This is a genomic window from Neobacillus sp. KR4-4 (assembly GCF_042136325.1).
GTDB lineage: Bacteria > Bacillota > Bacilli > Bacillales > Cytobacillaceae > Neobacillus.
On the sequence record NZ_JBHHJU010000002.1, the window covers coordinates 155018 to 170527 of the forward strand.

General features: G+C 44.7%; 16 protein-coding genes. All 16 read right to left on the reverse strand.

Annotated features, from left to right (window positions below; all coding sequences use genetic code 11):
- Positions 1-10: 10 nt before the first annotated feature.
- The 16 genes from ACE198_RS02470 to ACE198_RS02545 all read right to left on the reverse strand — a co-directional run bounded on the left by ACE198_RS02470 (position 11) and on the right by ACE198_RS02545 (position 15485).
- Positions 11-385, reverse strand: a complete 375-nt coding sequence (locus ACE198_RS02470; RefSeq protein ID WP_098571525.1) for an ATP synthase subunit I — start codon at positions 383-385, stop codon at positions 11-13.
- Between the two features lie 2 nt (positions 386-387).
- Positions 388-612, reverse strand: a complete 225-nt coding sequence (locus tag ACE198_RS02475; RefSeq protein ID WP_098571526.1) for an AtpZ/AtpI family protein — start codon at positions 610-612, stop codon at positions 388-390.
- 360 nt (positions 613-972) lie between these two features.
- Complete coding sequence (locus ACE198_RS02480; protein WP_375374603.1) at positions 973-3189, reverse strand: S8 family serine peptidase; 2217 nt, start codon at positions 3187-3189, stop codon at positions 973-975.
- A 294-nt stretch (positions 3190-3483) separates the two neighbouring features.
- Positions 3484-4113: a uracil phosphoribosyltransferase gene (gene upp, locus ACE198_RS02485; RefSeq protein WP_098571528.1), complete on the reverse strand. Its 630-nt coding sequence runs from the start codon at positions 4111-4113 to the stop codon at positions 3484-3486.
- Between the two features lie 134 nt (positions 4114-4247).
- Positions 4248-5489, reverse strand: coding sequence for a serine hydroxymethyltransferase (gene glyA / locus ACE198_RS02490; protein ID WP_375374604.1), 1242 nt, complete (start codon positions 5487-5489; stop codon positions 4248-4250).
- 283 nt (positions 5490-5772) lie between these two features.
- Positions 5773-6339 carry a TIGR01440 family protein gene (locus ACE198_RS02495; RefSeq protein WP_375374605.1) on the reverse strand — a complete coding sequence of 189 codons (567 nt, stop codon included), beginning with the start codon at positions 6337-6339 and terminating at the stop codon, positions 5773-5775.
- Between the two features lie 49 nt (positions 6340-6388).
- Complete coding sequence (gene rpiB, locus ACE198_RS02500) at positions 6389-6835, reverse strand: ribose 5-phosphate isomerase B (protein ID WP_098571531.1); 447 nt, start codon at positions 6833-6835, stop codon at positions 6389-6391.
- 172 nt (positions 6836-7007) lie between these two features.
- The gene (locus ACE198_RS02505) at positions 7008-7445 is read right to left on the reverse strand and encodes a low molecular weight protein arginine phosphatase (RefSeq protein WP_375374606.1); all 438 of its coding nucleotides are present in this window, start codon (positions 7443-7445) and stop codon (positions 7008-7010) included.
- A gap of 69 nt (positions 7446-7514) precedes the next feature.
- Positions 7515-8072, reverse strand: coding sequence for a manganese efflux pump MntP (locus ACE198_RS02510; RefSeq protein WP_375374607.1), 558 nt, complete (start codon positions 8070-8072; stop codon positions 7515-7517).
- 217 nt (positions 8073-8289) lie between these two features.
- The gene (locus tag ACE198_RS02515) at positions 8290-9333 is read right to left on the reverse strand and encodes an L-threonylcarbamoyladenylate synthase (RefSeq protein ID WP_375374608.1); all 1044 of its coding nucleotides are present in this window, start codon (positions 9331-9333) and stop codon (positions 8290-8292) included.
- A 184-nt stretch (positions 9334-9517) separates the two neighbouring features.
- A complete protein-coding gene (locus tag ACE198_RS02520; protein WP_375374609.1) occupies positions 9518-9964 on the reverse strand; it encodes a GNAT family N-acetyltransferase in 447 nt (148 codons plus the stop codon).
- Positions 9965-10095: 131 nt separating this feature from the next.
- The gene (spoIIR, locus tag ACE198_RS02525) at positions 10096-11055 is read right to left on the reverse strand and encodes a stage II sporulation protein R (protein ID WP_375374610.1); all 960 of its coding nucleotides are present in this window, start codon (positions 11053-11055) and stop codon (positions 10096-10098) included.
- 125 nt (positions 11056-11180) lie between these two features.
- Positions 11181-12095, reverse strand: coding sequence for a peptide chain release factor N(5)-glutamine methyltransferase (gene prmC, locus ACE198_RS02530; protein WP_375374611.1), 915 nt, complete (start codon positions 12093-12095; stop codon positions 11181-11183).
- Positions 12088-13161 carry a peptide chain release factor 1 gene (gene prfA / locus ACE198_RS02535; protein WP_375374612.1) on the reverse strand — a complete coding sequence of 358 codons (1074 nt, stop codon included), beginning with the start codon at positions 13159-13161 and terminating at the stop codon, positions 12088-12090. The genes prmC and prfA overlap by 8 nt, the downstream gene beginning before the upstream one ends.
- Before the next feature lie 165 nt (positions 13162-13326).
- On the reverse strand, positions 13327-14841 hold the full coding sequence (locus tag ACE198_RS02540; protein WP_375374613.1) for a DHA2 family efflux MFS transporter permease subunit: 1515 nt from the start codon (positions 14839-14841) through the stop codon (positions 13327-13329).
- A gap of 20 nt (positions 14842-14861) precedes the next feature.
- Entirely contained in the window at positions 14862-15485 is a 624-nt protein-coding gene (locus ACE198_RS02545; protein ID WP_098571539.1) for a TetR/AcrR family transcriptional regulator, read from the reverse strand.
- Positions 15486-15510 lie beyond the last annotated feature (25 nt).

Below are 15510 nucleotides of genomic sequence, written 5' to 3' on the forward strand. Positions count from 1 at the left end.
CGCTTCCGCTTCATTTATGTACATGCAAAGCATGGTAAAAATAATCTATCATAATGACAATATAGGATGTCATCAATCCTACCACTAAGGAAATCATATTGAATTGCTCTGGATATCTCAAGGCGATTAACGCGGCAATTCCAGCCATCGCCATTCTCGAGAGCGACCCTAAGGATTTAGGCTTTTTGCCCTCAGTTACTTTTTTATCAAAACTCTCCGTCTTTCTAACCAAGAACCAAAGGTTCAGATAACTGAAGCATGTCCCAAGAATCAGTCCTAAAAATACGGTTTGATAAGATGTGAAGCCCCAGCCTAGAACATAAATGGACAACAAGTAAAAAATCCATTTGCGCTGCCTGTTGTACATAACTCTGAAATCTGGCATAGTTATTTTTCTCCTGAATAGAAATGGCGGATGGATAAAAGCATGGAATAGGTGCCCGCTGCAAGACCGATGAGCAGTCCGATTATTAAGAAAATTGGCTCGGTGCCCCACTGACGATCTAGCCATCTGCCTGAGAAAATACCTATTAGAATGGAACCTACTAATTGGGAGACAATTGCGGACATTAAAGCCATAGCTTGAAATGGATTGCGGTTGTTTTTACGCATATAAACACATCCTCACTCTGGAGAGAGAGTCAAGCGGGCAATGGTAAAATTCATAGCCAAAATACTATCTTCAGATAGATATTTTTACATGAAAACCCTATCATTTACACCCTTTGTTAGCATACAATAGCACCCTGTCAATGTCAATGAATTTACGTGAATTATACCACAAAGTATTCGCTGAATTATTTTCCATTCCAGAACTTTATCCAACATCCCTATTGTATTGTAAATTGTGAAGGATATATGCCTATTTTGTGTCTATTTTGTGAACGTTTAGAATTATACTAAAGGTACAATTTTATGAACTTTTATTATGGTACATAAATATAGAAGGCATTTCCCCTATAATGGGCATGATTATTCATCTGGTGTTTTCTCAATTGTAATCATACGTTCGAGAAAATCCTCTTTATTCGCTTTTTTCGCAAAAACTTTCACCAGATACGATCCTTCCCGTGGAAGTTTTTCCTTCGGTATGTCCCTATGAATTAGTCCTTTTTTCACATTGGTAATCGTATCTAAAAAGCCGACAAAGCGATAATCCTCTGGGTTAAACAACGCTATTCCAAATTCCTCTGCCCCACCCGGCAAATACACCTCATACCGATACTGCCCAGGTCTGTCGCCATTTGTAAAATCAAAGCCCATCACGCGCGGGTAGTTCGGCTCCTCCAGGACATAGAGATACGGAATTCGAACGGTTGCGGTCCCTGCATGGAGCTTGAGGAAGCCGTCTTGTATTTTTCCCATAAACACGTTCGGGTCAACCGTTAACTCCACAGTGATGTCCTTTGTTTGTTTCGGTTCGAGCGTAAACGATAACGGGAGCCGCCAGTGGAGCCCATCGACGTGCGGCGGGATATCGAACGAATAAGTCTGGGTATGCGAACCCGTATTTTCCACAGTGAGGGAGACTTTCTGGACATCACTCTGCTCGGTAAATTTCCCAAAGTGCATACTGCTAGGCGATACGAGTGTGCTCGTTTTGATTGCTTGATCCACTTGAATTCGGCCGGCTCCCTGTTCAAAGGTGCGGTAATAACTCTGTCTAGGATTCGTTGCCGTGCTTGATTTAGCCAGTGGTATTGCCGTATTCATCAGCGCTGCTTTGATCTGCTCCGGGGACCAATCCGGATGGGCCTGCTTGATTAGCGCACAGGCCCCCGCGACATGCGGTGCAGCCATACTCGTCCCCTGCAAAGACAGGTAGCCGCCCGGAATCGTCGAATTAATGGCGACCCCAGGTGCAACAATATCCGGCTTAATTTCCCATGAGCCTGTCACAGGGCCGCGCGAGCTGAAGTCGGCGAGCTGATCCCGCTCTTCGCTAACCACCACCCTTGCCGCGGTCGTTTGTTTTTTTATTTCTTTTTGTAAAATAACTCCGTCACCCTTCGCAAGTGCTCCGACAGGGATGGTCAGCTGAGAGTCCAGGTTTCCCATGAAGCGGCCCCCGCTGACATTATTGTAGATCAGCACCGCTTTTGCCCCCGCCTTTTGGGCATTTTCTGCTTTTTGTGTGAACGTTAGGACGCCTCGTTCGATGAGGGCAATTTTCCCATCGACATGTTTCAGTTCATCAGGTCGGCCGAGCCCTCCATCCGCTACGTCTATGGAACGATCAAGATTCCACGTGGCCGAGCCTTCCATCGGCTCAATTTGGAATTGTTCCCGACTTCCTACTATAGATATATATGGAGTCTCGAGGGTAGGCGTTGATGCCCCCACCGAGATTGCTTTCGAGGCCGTTCCTGGTGAGCCGACGCTCCACACATTGGGCCCAGAATTCCCCGAGGCCGCCACCGCCACGATGCCGCGGTCGACCGCACGGTTAAGGGCAAGGCTGATCGGCAGGTCTGGCCCGTTGATATCATTTCCGAGGGAAAGATTAACAATATCAACTTTATCCTTGATGGCTTGGTCTATTGCTGCCAGCACCTGCTCTGTCGTTCCGCCCCCGCCCGGTCCAAGCGCCCGGTACGCGACAATTCTTGCCTCCGGGGCGACGCCCTTGATTTTTCCATTGGCCGCAATGATCCCTGCGACATGGGTCCCATGGATGGTCGCCTTACCGAGGGCAAGCGTCTCCATCGGATCACGGTCATTGTCGACCAAATCGCGGCCGCCGGCATAGTTTCGCTTGAGATCCGGATGTGTATAGTCGACGCCAGTATCAATCACCCCAACCGTGACTCCTTTACCGGTAAGTCTTTGATTTTTATTATCGAAAAATCTGCGGACTTCCTCCCCGCCAATAATCTCCACACTTTCCTCGGTCTCAGCCTGATACTGTATGACCGGTGAGACATTGGTGATTTGTTTCTGGCTCGTCGCTGCAAGTTTTGCGAGGGAGGCGGCGCTGCCTTGGACAGAGAAACCATCCAGTGCCTCGTGATATATTCGGCGCAGCTTCACGCCTTTGTAAGGTTGTAGGAGCTGTCGGATTTCCTCTTCGGTGTGTGGTTTGTCCAGAATAATAATCGCGGTGGTTTCCTGCATGCTTTCGGTAATGGAAGGATGAATGAGTATTTTAGGAGTTTGAAAAGCTAGCAGTAATGCCAGTAGAAGTTTCATCAGCAGATTTCCCCTTTTTCCATATCGTTTTCATTGAGGGGGGAAAGTATGCAAAAATGGATATTTTTTAAATTCGCTCATTGACGCAATAAATTCGCCCATTACTTCCTAAGATTCGCTCATTACACTCTAGAATTCGCTCAAAAGGTATCAAACCTTCGCCAATAAAGAGTGATTCGTTCATAATCCAACGATGACCTATTATTAAAAAGCTGAAATTTTATATGGATATCGGATTTTTAGCAAAAAAACAAAAAAAGCCGAGTAATTTCTCGACTTTTTTCAGGAAGGATCCTATTTCGTACCAAACAACCGGTCCCCGGCGTCACCTAAACCTGGGACGATGTAGCCGTGGTCATTCAATTTCTCATCTAATGCCGCAATATAGATATCGACATCAGGGTGGGCTTCCTTGACAGCCTCTACGCCTTCTGGTGCTGCAATTAGACACATAAATTTAATATGTTTTGCGCCGCGCTTTTTCAAAGAGCGAATCGCTTCCACCGCTGAACCGCCAGTTGCCAGCATTGGATCAACCACAATGAAATCTCTCTCTTCGACATCGCTTGGCAGCTTAATGTAATATTCAACCGGCATCAAAGTTTCCGGATCACGGTATAAACCGATATGACCCACTTTTGCAGCTGGGATTAATTTTAAAATACCATCGACCATACCGATTCCTGCACGTAAAATCGGCACAACGCCCATTTTTTTACCCGATAATACCTTGGATTTCGTCGAACAGACAGGTGTTTCGATATCAATATCTTCAAGCGACATGTCTCTTGTGATTTCAAATGCCATCAGTGTGGCAACCTCATCGACAAGCTCGCGGAATTCCTTTGTTCCTGTGTTTTTATCACGTATGTAAGTTAGCTTATGCTGAATTAATGGATGGTCGAAAACGAATACCTTGGCCACAATAATCGCCCCTTTTATTAAATTAACAAACACTTCGTCTCATTTTACAGAAAAACAATCCAATGAGCAAATCAGAATAACTAGTTAGATTTTTCAAAAAAAATCGGCCTGCTAGGAGGCCGATTCTTAGATGTTTAATATTCCGGATATAGGGTAAATTTGCCTGTTAAAGCTTCGACACGTCCCGCCGCTTCCTCAAGCTTTGCTTCATCTTCATGATTTTTCAAAGTAAACGCGATAATTGAAGCAATTTCGTCCATTTCTGCTTCCGCAAAGCCACGGCTTGTAACTGCCGCCGTTCCGATACGGATACCGCTTGTTACGAACGGGCTTTGTTGATCAAATGGAATCGTGTTTTTATTCACTGTGATTCCAACTTCATCAAGGACCTTTTCAGCAACCTTGCCAGTTAATCCAAGCGTCGTTACGTCCACTAATAAAAGGTGGTTGTCCGTACCGCCGGAAACTAACTGCAAGCCTTCCTTTTGAAGACTATCAGCCAGTCGCTGAGCGTTGGCAATAATTTGGCTTGCATAATCTTTAAAGCTGTCTTGAAGTGCTTCGCCAAACGCAACGGCTTTAGCTGCGATGACATGCATCAATGGACCGCCTTGGATTCCAGGGAAGATAGATTTATCAATCTTCTTGCCAAATTCCTCTTTGCAAAGGATCATCCCGCCGCGTGGACCGCGCAATGTTTTATGCGTTGTTGTAGTCACGAAATCTGCATATGGAACTGGGTTTTGGTGCAAACCTGCCGCAACAAGGCCGGCGATGTGCGCCATATCAACCATTAAGTACGCGCCGACTTCATCAGCAATCTCGCGGAACTTCGCGAAATCAATCGCACGCGGGTAGGCACTTGCCCCAGCAACAATCATCTTTGGCTTGTGTTCAAGTGCTTTGGCACGAACATCATCATAGTTGATGCGTTGAGTTTTTTCATCTACGCCATATTCAACAAAGTTATACTGAACACCACTGAAGTTAACCGGACTGCCGTGTGTTAAGTGACCGCCGTGGGATAAGTTCATTCCAAGAACCGTGTCGCCTTGCTCAAGCACCGTGAAGTATACTGCCATATTGGCTTGGGCACCTGAGTGCGGCTGCACGTTCACATATTCCGCACCGAAAATTTCCTTCGCACGGTCGCGGGCCAAATCTTCAACAATATCGACATATTCACAGCCGCCATAATAACGACGGTTAGGATAGCCTTCTGCATATTTGTTCGTTAACACAGAGCCTTGTGCTTCCATGACTGCTTCGCTAACAAAGTTTTCTGAGGCAATTAATTCAATCTTAGAGCGTTGACGACCTAATTCTTTTTGAATCGCTTGAAAAACCTGTTCATCCGCTTGAGGCAAATGCTTCATGACAAAAAATCCCCCTTGTATGTGAGTGACTACTATTTACATTTTCAAAAATTCTTTTTTATTTTAGCATGAAACACTCATAAATTAAAAGAGAAACATTTTTCGTATTTTAATTATTTTTTTCACCCAAAGCGAGCGTTTCTATGCACTCCAACCTTATTTTACGAATAAAAATATTTTTTCTAACAGTAACGTTCGTGTTTTCAGCAATATACTAATTATTCTATCATAATTTGCCATCGTATATAAAAGCTTGAATGATGGTGCCTGACACCTATGTCTTTTATGAACAGCTTGAGTTTTCTTGATTGCGCTCATAGACAGCGCGCGCCCCGCCAATTAGTTTCGGACGTACTTTGGCGAGCGTTACATGTGCTTGTCCAATCTTTTTTTGGGTCACGCGGACAGGCACGGCTACATGTTTTAGGTGCATGCCAATCAAGGTATTGCCAATGTCGATTCCGGCATCTGCCTTCACAAACTCCACCACGACTGCATCTTCCAGCTCCCCAAAGGCATAGGTTGCCATTGCCCCGCCTGCTTTTCGGACAGGGACAACCGAGACCTCATCAAAGCGTTTTGCATCTGCCACCGTCCGTTCAACAACCAAGGCTCGATTTAAATGCTCACAGCACTGGAACGCCAGATCAATCCCTGTGTCCACTTGAAGTTTTTTCAAGCCGCGAAAAATCATTTCCGCGACTTCGACTGTCCCAGAGGTTCCAATTCGCTCCCCAATCACTTCACTGGTACTGCAGCCGACCACAAGCAGCTGTCCCGGTCTCAAATTGGCCTGTTCTTTGAATTCTGCTAAAACTGCTTCCAGCTCTTTTTCACTTTCTTGAATCATAAGCCTTACCCCCTAACAGATTTCGCGTTCGACTCTTGATCTAAGTGAATTAAAGGTGCTTATCCTCGTATTCGCCAATTTTACCGACCCGGCCAGCATGGCGGCCGCCTTCGAATTCACCGGTCAGCCAAACTTGGGCAATATCACGGGCCAAGCCAGGACCAATGACGCGTTCGCCCATCGCTAAGATATTGGAATCATTATGGGCACGCGTTGCTTTCGCACTAAAAGTATCATGAACCAATGCACAGCGAATTCCTTTTACCTTGTTGGCCGCAATGCTCATGCCAATCCCCGTCCCACAAATCAGGATGCCGCGGTCAAATTCACCCTTCGCCACTTTTTCAGCGACCGGCAGTGCATAATCAGGATAATCGACCGAAGTTTCACACTCACAGCCAAAATCTTGGTATTCAATGCCCAGCTCTACGAGTAGGCTGGCAATTTCTTTGCGAAGATTAACCCCGCCATGGTCTGATGCTAAAGCTACTTTCATGAAAAATCCCTCCTGTTTTCCTTTTGCTATTATGTATGTCCCAGCGCAGGCCCAACAACAAATGGACACTTCCGCTCTCCTGATTTATTTTGACATACCCTCGCTGAAATAGAAAGTTCCCTGTTCAAAAATAAAAGCCCTCTTCTAAAGAAAGAGAGCATTCCATCAAGTATTACTTTAGTTTTCCAATGGCCTTGTCAATTAATTCATCTAGTTCACGAAAGGTTTGCTCATACATCGCCAGGGAGCCGCCATAAGGATCGACCACATCTGAATTGAAGCCTTCCCCGCTGTATTCCTTTAAGGTAAAGACCTTATGGCTCACCTCTGGGTATTGCTGGAGAATCGCCATCTTGTGTGAAGACGTCATAGTGAGGATGAGGTCGGCCCAATTGACTTCGACACCGGTTAACAAGCTGGAACGGTGATTATGCGCGATCCCATTGTCCTCGAGCACCTTTTTCGCATGTGTGGATGCCTCACTACCGTTCGCTGCATAGATTCCTGCGGACCTCACTTCAATCTCGTCCATTTGTTTATTTTTCAAAATCGCTTCCGCCATTGGACTTCTACAGGTATTTCCTGTGCATACAAATAAAATGCGCTGCAATGTGTGTGCCTCCTTTTTGCATGATTCTTATGTAATGATTTTACCATAGGTACACAAAGGATTTCCTCCTTACAAGAACGGAGCAAGCAGCTTTATCCCAAACGCAAGGAGAATCGCGCCGCCAAGCGCTTCACTATAGGCCCCCACCCAGCCCTGCATCTTTCGGCCGAGCAGTAATCCTAACCATGTTTGCACGGTTGCCATGATGCCAAAACAGATAATCACCATGATTGTCTTCGCACCATAAATACCTAAAGTAAGGCCAACAGAAAAACTATCCAGACTTACACTCAAGGCAAAGATCAACAAGCCAAAGCCAACCGGGGAAATGACCTTCTCGTCCCCCTTTTTAAGGGTTGACCAGACCATTTGTATACCGAGCAAAATCAGCAGAAAACCGCCGATAAAGGTAGCAAACGCACCAAACTTATCCGATAAAAATTTCCCAGCAAGCAACCCTAAAAGCGGCATCCAAACGTGGAACAGGCCTATTGTTAGGCCGATATTGAATATTTTCTTAAGCCGAAGTTTGTACATTCCCATGCCAAGCCCGACTGAAAATGCATCCATCCCTAGCGCAAACGCCATTAACATCAAAGTTATCAATTCACTAATCATCTCAGACATTCGGACTCCGCCCCCTTGGACTAACTAAACTAAGCATATGCACGTCCAAACAAATTTAGAAGTCAAGCTGGGAAAGCGGAACCTTCGTCACATATGGTGCCTGACACCCTTTCCATCGTCTTCATATGATTAATGGTGCCTGACACCAAAAATGACACCCCAAAAAAGACACCAAAAAACCACCAGTCCCCTATTAAGAGAGAACCTGGTGGCTGTGTTATTCTGTAATCAATTTATTTCCCGCAGCTTTCTGAAGGCGGTTCATGATGGCATGTCCGACACCTGCGTTCGGAAAGATTTCACTAAAAATAACGTCGACCTTTTCCTGATTAAATCTTCGTAACGTGTCATAAAGTGCGGCGGCCACTGTTTCCAGCTCTGCTCGCTTCCCGCACGCAAGCACCACATCAGCCTCGAACAACCGGGCATTCTCTTCCGTCGTCAGCACTCCGACCCGCAACCCTTCCTGCCGCTTTTCTTCTACTAAACCTTGAAGAAATTCCGTGGTGCCTGACACCATAAAAAGTGGGGCATTCGGGGCGTAGTGACGGTATTTCATACCTGGTGCCTTCGGCCGTGCCGCTTCATCGGTTAACGCAGCATCGACATGAACCACACCCACAACGGATTCGAGTTGTTCTTTCGTTACCCCGCCTGGCCGCAAAATCACCGGTATGGACTCCGTACAATCAACCACTGTTGATTCCACGCCAATTCCTGTGGCACCGCCGTCAATCACACCAGCAATTTTTCCATTTAAGTCGTCCAAAACATGATCCGCGGTCGTTGGACTCGGCTTGCCCGAACTGTTCGCACTCGGCGCCGCAATCGGCAATCCACAACTTTTCAACAGCGCCAGCGCAACAGGGTGGTCAGGCATCCTGACCGCAACCGTCGCTAAGCCTGCTGTTGCTGTTTCCGAAAGGACGCCCTCTTTCTTTTTAAAAATAATCGTCAACGGGCCCGGCCAAAAACCTTCTATTAATCGCTCCGCTTTCTCCGGTACCTCAGCCACAAACTCACTCAACTGATTTTTTTCCGCAATGTGGATAATCAGTGGATTATCACTCGGTCTGCCTTTCGCGGCAAAAATCTTTTCCACTGCCGCATCACTTTTCGCATTCCCGCCCAGGCCATAGACTGTCTCCGTCGGCAAAGCGACCACTTCGTTATCCCTTAAAAAATTCGCTGCATCCACAACTTGTGGATTATTTTCAAGTTTATCCACATATTTATCCACTTTCCAAACTTTCGTGTTCATAGTTATCCACCTTTATCTCAAGCGAGTCTACTAGCGAAATTTGGCGAATTTAGTCACCTAGACTCATATTTTTCACTTAATACGTTTGAAAGTATAAAAGAAGCTGTGTATAAATACAAGCCTTATCCACAAATTGTGCACAACTTCCGTGAAAAAGTGGATAACTTTGTGGATATATCCACAATTACAATGAAAATTTTAAAAATAATGAGTTATCCACATTTAAAACGTGTCGAATATGTTCTGACTGATAAAATTCGCTAGGTAATTCCTCCCGTTCAACTCTCTGAAAGCCCATTAACTCAAAAAACGGTAAAGCCACACTCTTATTTGTTGCCAAAAACAAATCTTTCATCCCCTTTTCATTCGCCAATTGGACCATTTGATCAAACAGGATGAAGATTTCCTTCTCCGCTTGTCCAGGTGCCACCACAAGGGAACGCAATAGTCCAAATTCCGTGTACGCCTCCATCCCAAGCGTCCCCTTTAATGTTCCATCTTCATTCTCTAACAGCAGAAAATAGTCAATCGAGTCGTCATTTAATCCATCCGTCCCCAGCCCCGCCCTCGATAAAAACGCCTGTAAAATGCCCAAGTCCTCTTTTTTAGCCCTGCGAATCAATGCCTGCATCCAATCATCCACCTCTTTTTAAGATTCTACTCTATGAATATGGATGAACTAGAACAAATAGAACCGCTAGATTCAGGAATCTAGTAAATTTATTCATAACACAAAAAACCAGTTCCTCGATTGGAACTGGTCTAGTTAAACATCTTCTCCCACATCTCTACTACGAAAAACTTCACTTCTACCGGCTTTTCATCTTCGGAAGTATACACAGGCGCTTCCTTCTTAGCCACTTCCACTGACTCTCCCTCGTCCTCAATCATAATCTCATTGAACACAGGCTTCTCTTTTTCAATCAGCCTTTCCGGCTTTTTCACGACTTGATCTTTTTTCTCAACAACTTTTTCTTTCTTCTCTGCAACAGGTTCGTGCTGCACAGCCGCTTTTTCTTCCTTTACCACGGTTTCCTCGTTCACCTTAGCCACTTTACTCACCGACTCATCCTTAACCACGACCACTTTTTCTTCATCATCCGTCTCGTTTGCCTTTTCTTTCCCCTTTTCCACCTTTGCCTGCGGCTTTTCCGCTTTCACTGTTTTTGCTTTCACTGTTTTTGCTTTTGCCTTCTTCTCTTCAAACCCATCACTTACAGCTACACCATTTGAAAAGTCAAGGAAGCATAATGGAGGATAAAGCACGCACCACCAGTTCGCACCTTCACCTTCACCTAATGTAATTAAAATCGCTTGATATTCTCCTGCTGGGTATAAAAATTGACCATATAATTTCGTTGGAAACTGAACCTTACCAAATTCGACTTTCACCGACTGCGTCGACCCTTGGTCACGAACCACCTTTTCCGAAATGGTTTGAATCTCAGGAAGCTTCGCATTAATGACCTTTCTTGCCTCTTCCATCGACGTTAAATCCTGTACCCACAGTGTAATCTGCGCATTCACTGCATCGCGTACCTTCCGCTTAATCGCTTGATCCTTTTCAAAATCACTATTCGCTAGAATTCTGAGCCGAATCGCTTCCCCGGGAATCACAATGGATTCCTTCTGAGCTGCTTCCGTCTTTGGCATATATAAATTCAACATCGTTCCTAATGATAAAACGATAAGATATCCCCAAACAATCATTTTACTTTTCAATTCTAGCACCGTCCCTTCGATATCTTCATTTTGGACAAAATGCCAGAATCTTAAACTATTAAATTTTAATATATTTATGTGATTCGTGTAGGCAATTTTCATGACCTAAAAAAAGGCTTCGGAGCCTAAGCCCCGAAGCCAATCTCCGCAAACACCATCCGATCCCTGCCATTAATATCATTCACGATCTCCACTTTCGAGCCTTCAAAGGCCTTTCGCAAAAGCTCCGCTACCGCTTCGCCCTGACCGGCCCCAATCTCGAAACCAACCAGCGCACGCGTTTCCAACACTTGCGGCAGCTCAACCATAAAGCGGCGGTAAAAATCCAAGCCATCCGTCCCCGCAAACAATGCCCGGTGCGGCTCATGCTCCGTCACAACCTCCGACATCGTCGTGATATCCCCGAGCGGAATATAAGGCGGATTCGAGAGAACCACATCAAACCGGGTCCCACTCTCCAAAAACGGCCCCAGCAAATCCCCCTGCAAAAACTCCACCTCAGCCCCAAGCCGCTCCGCATTCTCCCGCGCCACAGCCAAAGACGCCTCCGCAATATCAGTGCCTGACACCATTAACCCTACTTCCGTAGTTCTATTGGTGCCTGACACCACCCTAAGTTCTGCTTCTTCCAGTTTCATGGTGATGGCGATGGCGCCGCTGCCGGTTCCGATGTCGGCCAGCTTGATGGCTTGTTTCGTGCCGCCAAACAGCCGCTTGATGCGTTGGAGGGCACCGTAGACGAGTTCTTCTGTTTCCGGTCTCGGAATCAGTACCTCTTCATTGACAAGAAACGGCCGTCCGTAAAACTCCTCTGTCCCGATAATATACTGGACCGGCACACCCTTCACATGGTCAAAAACCGCTTGTTCAAAATCCTCCCACACACCCGGCGCTAACTCATCACGCATATTCGCAAACAACTGCGCCCGGCTCATCCCAGTGAAATGGCGCAGCAAAAGCTCACCCGCATTGGCATCCCTACCCGCTGGACCTAAAAAAGAAGAAGCCCATTCAAGAGCTTCGAATACTTTTTTACTCATTTGAGGAATCTTCCAGCCTGCGCGCTTGATCATCCATAATCAGCGCATCGATGATATCATCGAGCTTGCCTTCCAAAATTTGATCAAGCTTTTGAATCGTTAAGCCGATGCGGTGGTCCGTCACCCGGTTTTGCGGGAAGTTGTACGTGCGAATCCGTTCTGAACGATCACCCGTACCAACCGCTGATTTACGCACAGAATCATACTCCGCTTGTGCTTCCTGCTGGTACTTATCATAAATGCGGGCACGTAGTACCTTCATCGCCTTATCCTTATTCTTATGCTGCGATTTCTCATCTTGGATCGAAACAACAATCCCCGTCGGAATATGCGTTAAACGAACCGCTGACATCGTCGTATTAACGGACTGTCCGCCGGCGCCGCTCGATGCAAATGCATCAAAACGGATATCTTTATCATTGATTTCTACGTCTACCTCTTCTGCTTCAGGCAAACAAACCACTGTCGCCGTTGACGTATGAATCCGGCCGCTTGATTCCGTCTCCGGAACACGCTGCACACGGTGTGCGCCGTTTTCAAACTTCAATTTCGAATAAGCACCCTGGCCGTTAATCATAAAGCTGATTTCCTTGTATCCGCCAAGACCAGTCGGGCTCGCATCAAGTACATCAATCTTCCAGCCTTGCGCTTCCGCAAAACGGCTGTACATGCGATATAAATTTCCAGCAAACAAAGCCGCCTCGTCTCCGCCCGCTGCACCGCGGATTTCAAAGATAACGTTTTTGTCATCGTTCGGATCCTTCGGAATCAACAAGATCTTCATCTTCGCTTCCAAATCCACGATTTGCGCTTCCAATTCGTTAACTTCTTCCTTCACCATTTCACGCATCTCAGCATCCAGCTTTTCATCCAGCATCGCTTTCGCATCCTGAAGCTGCGCGCGCGCCTCTTTATATTCACGATACGTTTGTACTGTTTCTTGTATATCAGATTGTTCTTTTGAATAATCACGTAGTTTTTTTGAATCATTAATAATCTCTGGGTCGCTCAAAAGTTCATTCAACTTATCATAGCGATCTTCCACCGATTGAAGACGATCAAACACAGTCAATTCACCTCAATTTTTTGTCCATAACATTCTAATTATAGTATAGGTGAAAACAACCGTCAAAACCAAATTCTAGGGAGATATTTTAAAAAAAGAGATTTTTGCATCAAAATATAAAAGACTGGCTTACCGTCATTATGATAAGCCAGCCTAAAAAAGTCACTATTGAAGGGCTGCAGGCTTCATTTGGTTGTTTTCTTGCTGGTCTAACTGTTTGACCACTGCTTCACTTGTATCCACACGTTTAACGAATAAGGCTAATACAAGCGCGACAATATTAATGGCAAGAGTAACATAAAATGAATATTGAATACCAGCTAATAATGCTTGCTTAGTTAATAGAGCAGTAGAAGCTTCTGTCAGCGTTGTCGGATCGACCCCGGCCATTAAGCTGGTAGCCTCTGTTTTTGTCACAGAATTCATGATCGTAATCAGAATAGCGGTACCAATCGAACCAGACACTTGCTGCGCTGTATTGTTGATCGCTGTCCCATGTGGGTTTAAGCGTGTTGGTAATTGATTTAGCCCGTTTGTCATGATTGGCATCATGACCATTGACATACCGAACATCCTTAATGTGTAAACTAGAACAATATAGGAGTAACTAGAATCAATTTGTAAGTTTGCTAGCATGTAAGTTGAAATCGCTGTAACCACAAGTCCGACTACCGCTAGAATACGAGGACCAAATTTATCAAACAGTTTCCCTGTAATTGGCATCATAATCCCCATCACAATCGCACCAGGCAGCATCATTAAACCTGAATCAAGTGGTGAAATCCCCCGTACATTTTGAACATAAGCCGGTGTTAAAATCATACCAGAGAACATGGCAACTGCGTTCACAATCGCAATAACCGAACCAAGTGCAAACATTGGGTACTTGTATACACGCAAATCTAATAATGGCTCTTTCATTTTTAATTGACGAACAATGAAGGCTAGGAGCGCGATCCCACCCACGATTAATGTAGTTAACACAATTGTATCAGTCCATCCATCTGAACTCGCCGAACTAAAGCCGTATAGCAAACCGCCAAATCCAATACTAGATAATACCACAGAAATATAATCAAGTTTTGCACTTTTGTTTTGTTCCATTACATTTCCAAGTTTCCAAACAGCCAATAATAAACTAATGACCGCTAACGGTAAAATCATTTCGAAAAGAACGCGCCAGTCATAGTACTCTACAATGTAACCTGATAATGTAGGTCCAATTGCCGGGGCTGTAATCATAACTAATCCAAAAATACCCATTGCCGTCCCACGCTGTTCACGTGGAAAACTTACTAACATAATATTCATTAATAAAGGTCCCATGACCGAAGAACCCGCCGCTTGAATCATTCGCCCTGTGAGCAGCAGTCCAAAGTTTGGCGCAAAGGCCGCCACTGCAGTCCCCAGGGTGAAAATGGCCATCGATGTAATAAATAAGCGACGATTTGAAAAACGTGTTAATAAAAAGGCAGATGCAGGAATTAATATCCCACTGACCAGCATATATCCTGTCGATAACCACTGAACCGTTGAATAATCTTTTATTTTTAAGTCCACCATAATCGATGGCAGCGCTACATTTAAAAGTGAGTTATTGAGAAAAGAAACCATGGCCCCAATAAATAAAATAGCGATCATTAAATATGGCGGTTTTCTTTGTTGTAATGTTGTATCCATCTATCCTATCCCCTTGTCCTTTATTTAGATTCTTTTTTATAAAATCCTCTTTTTAGTAAGTCCATTTGCTCTCTATAATTCCTCAGCGCTTCTTCATCCGTCCATTCCTTTACAATCATTTGGATCAAATTTTGAAAGGTTACCGCACCCATCATTTTTAAAATATGGTGTAGTTCTTCATCACTTTCGACGTTTAAATTTTCTCTATTGATGAGGCTGACTGTATTTAAAAACTGAGTTTTTTGATTTTGCTCATAAACATGATTGGCGAAAGTTTTCTCTACTTTATAATTCATATTTAAAAACGCATATTTAAAAAAGTTTTGGTGTTCTTGATTTTTATGGAATGTTATCAAAAATTGAAATGACTCCATAAAGGTCTCAAATAGATCCCCATTCTTTTCTTTAAGGATGCCAATAAATCGATCACTATTTTTTTGCGCAAGTTGGTTCAACAAGAAATAATAAATATCCTCTTTATCCTCAAAATATTGGTAAAAGCTCCCTCTTGGAATTCCCGCACTTTTGATGATATTTGCAATTGATGCTTCATGTAATGGGACTCTGGAGAATTCCTCTTTAGCCGCTTCAATTAATTTGTCCTGCTTATCTTTCGGTAAGTGAAAGTAGGTTTGTTTTGGCATTGCTTCGCTCCTATACGCATGTGAC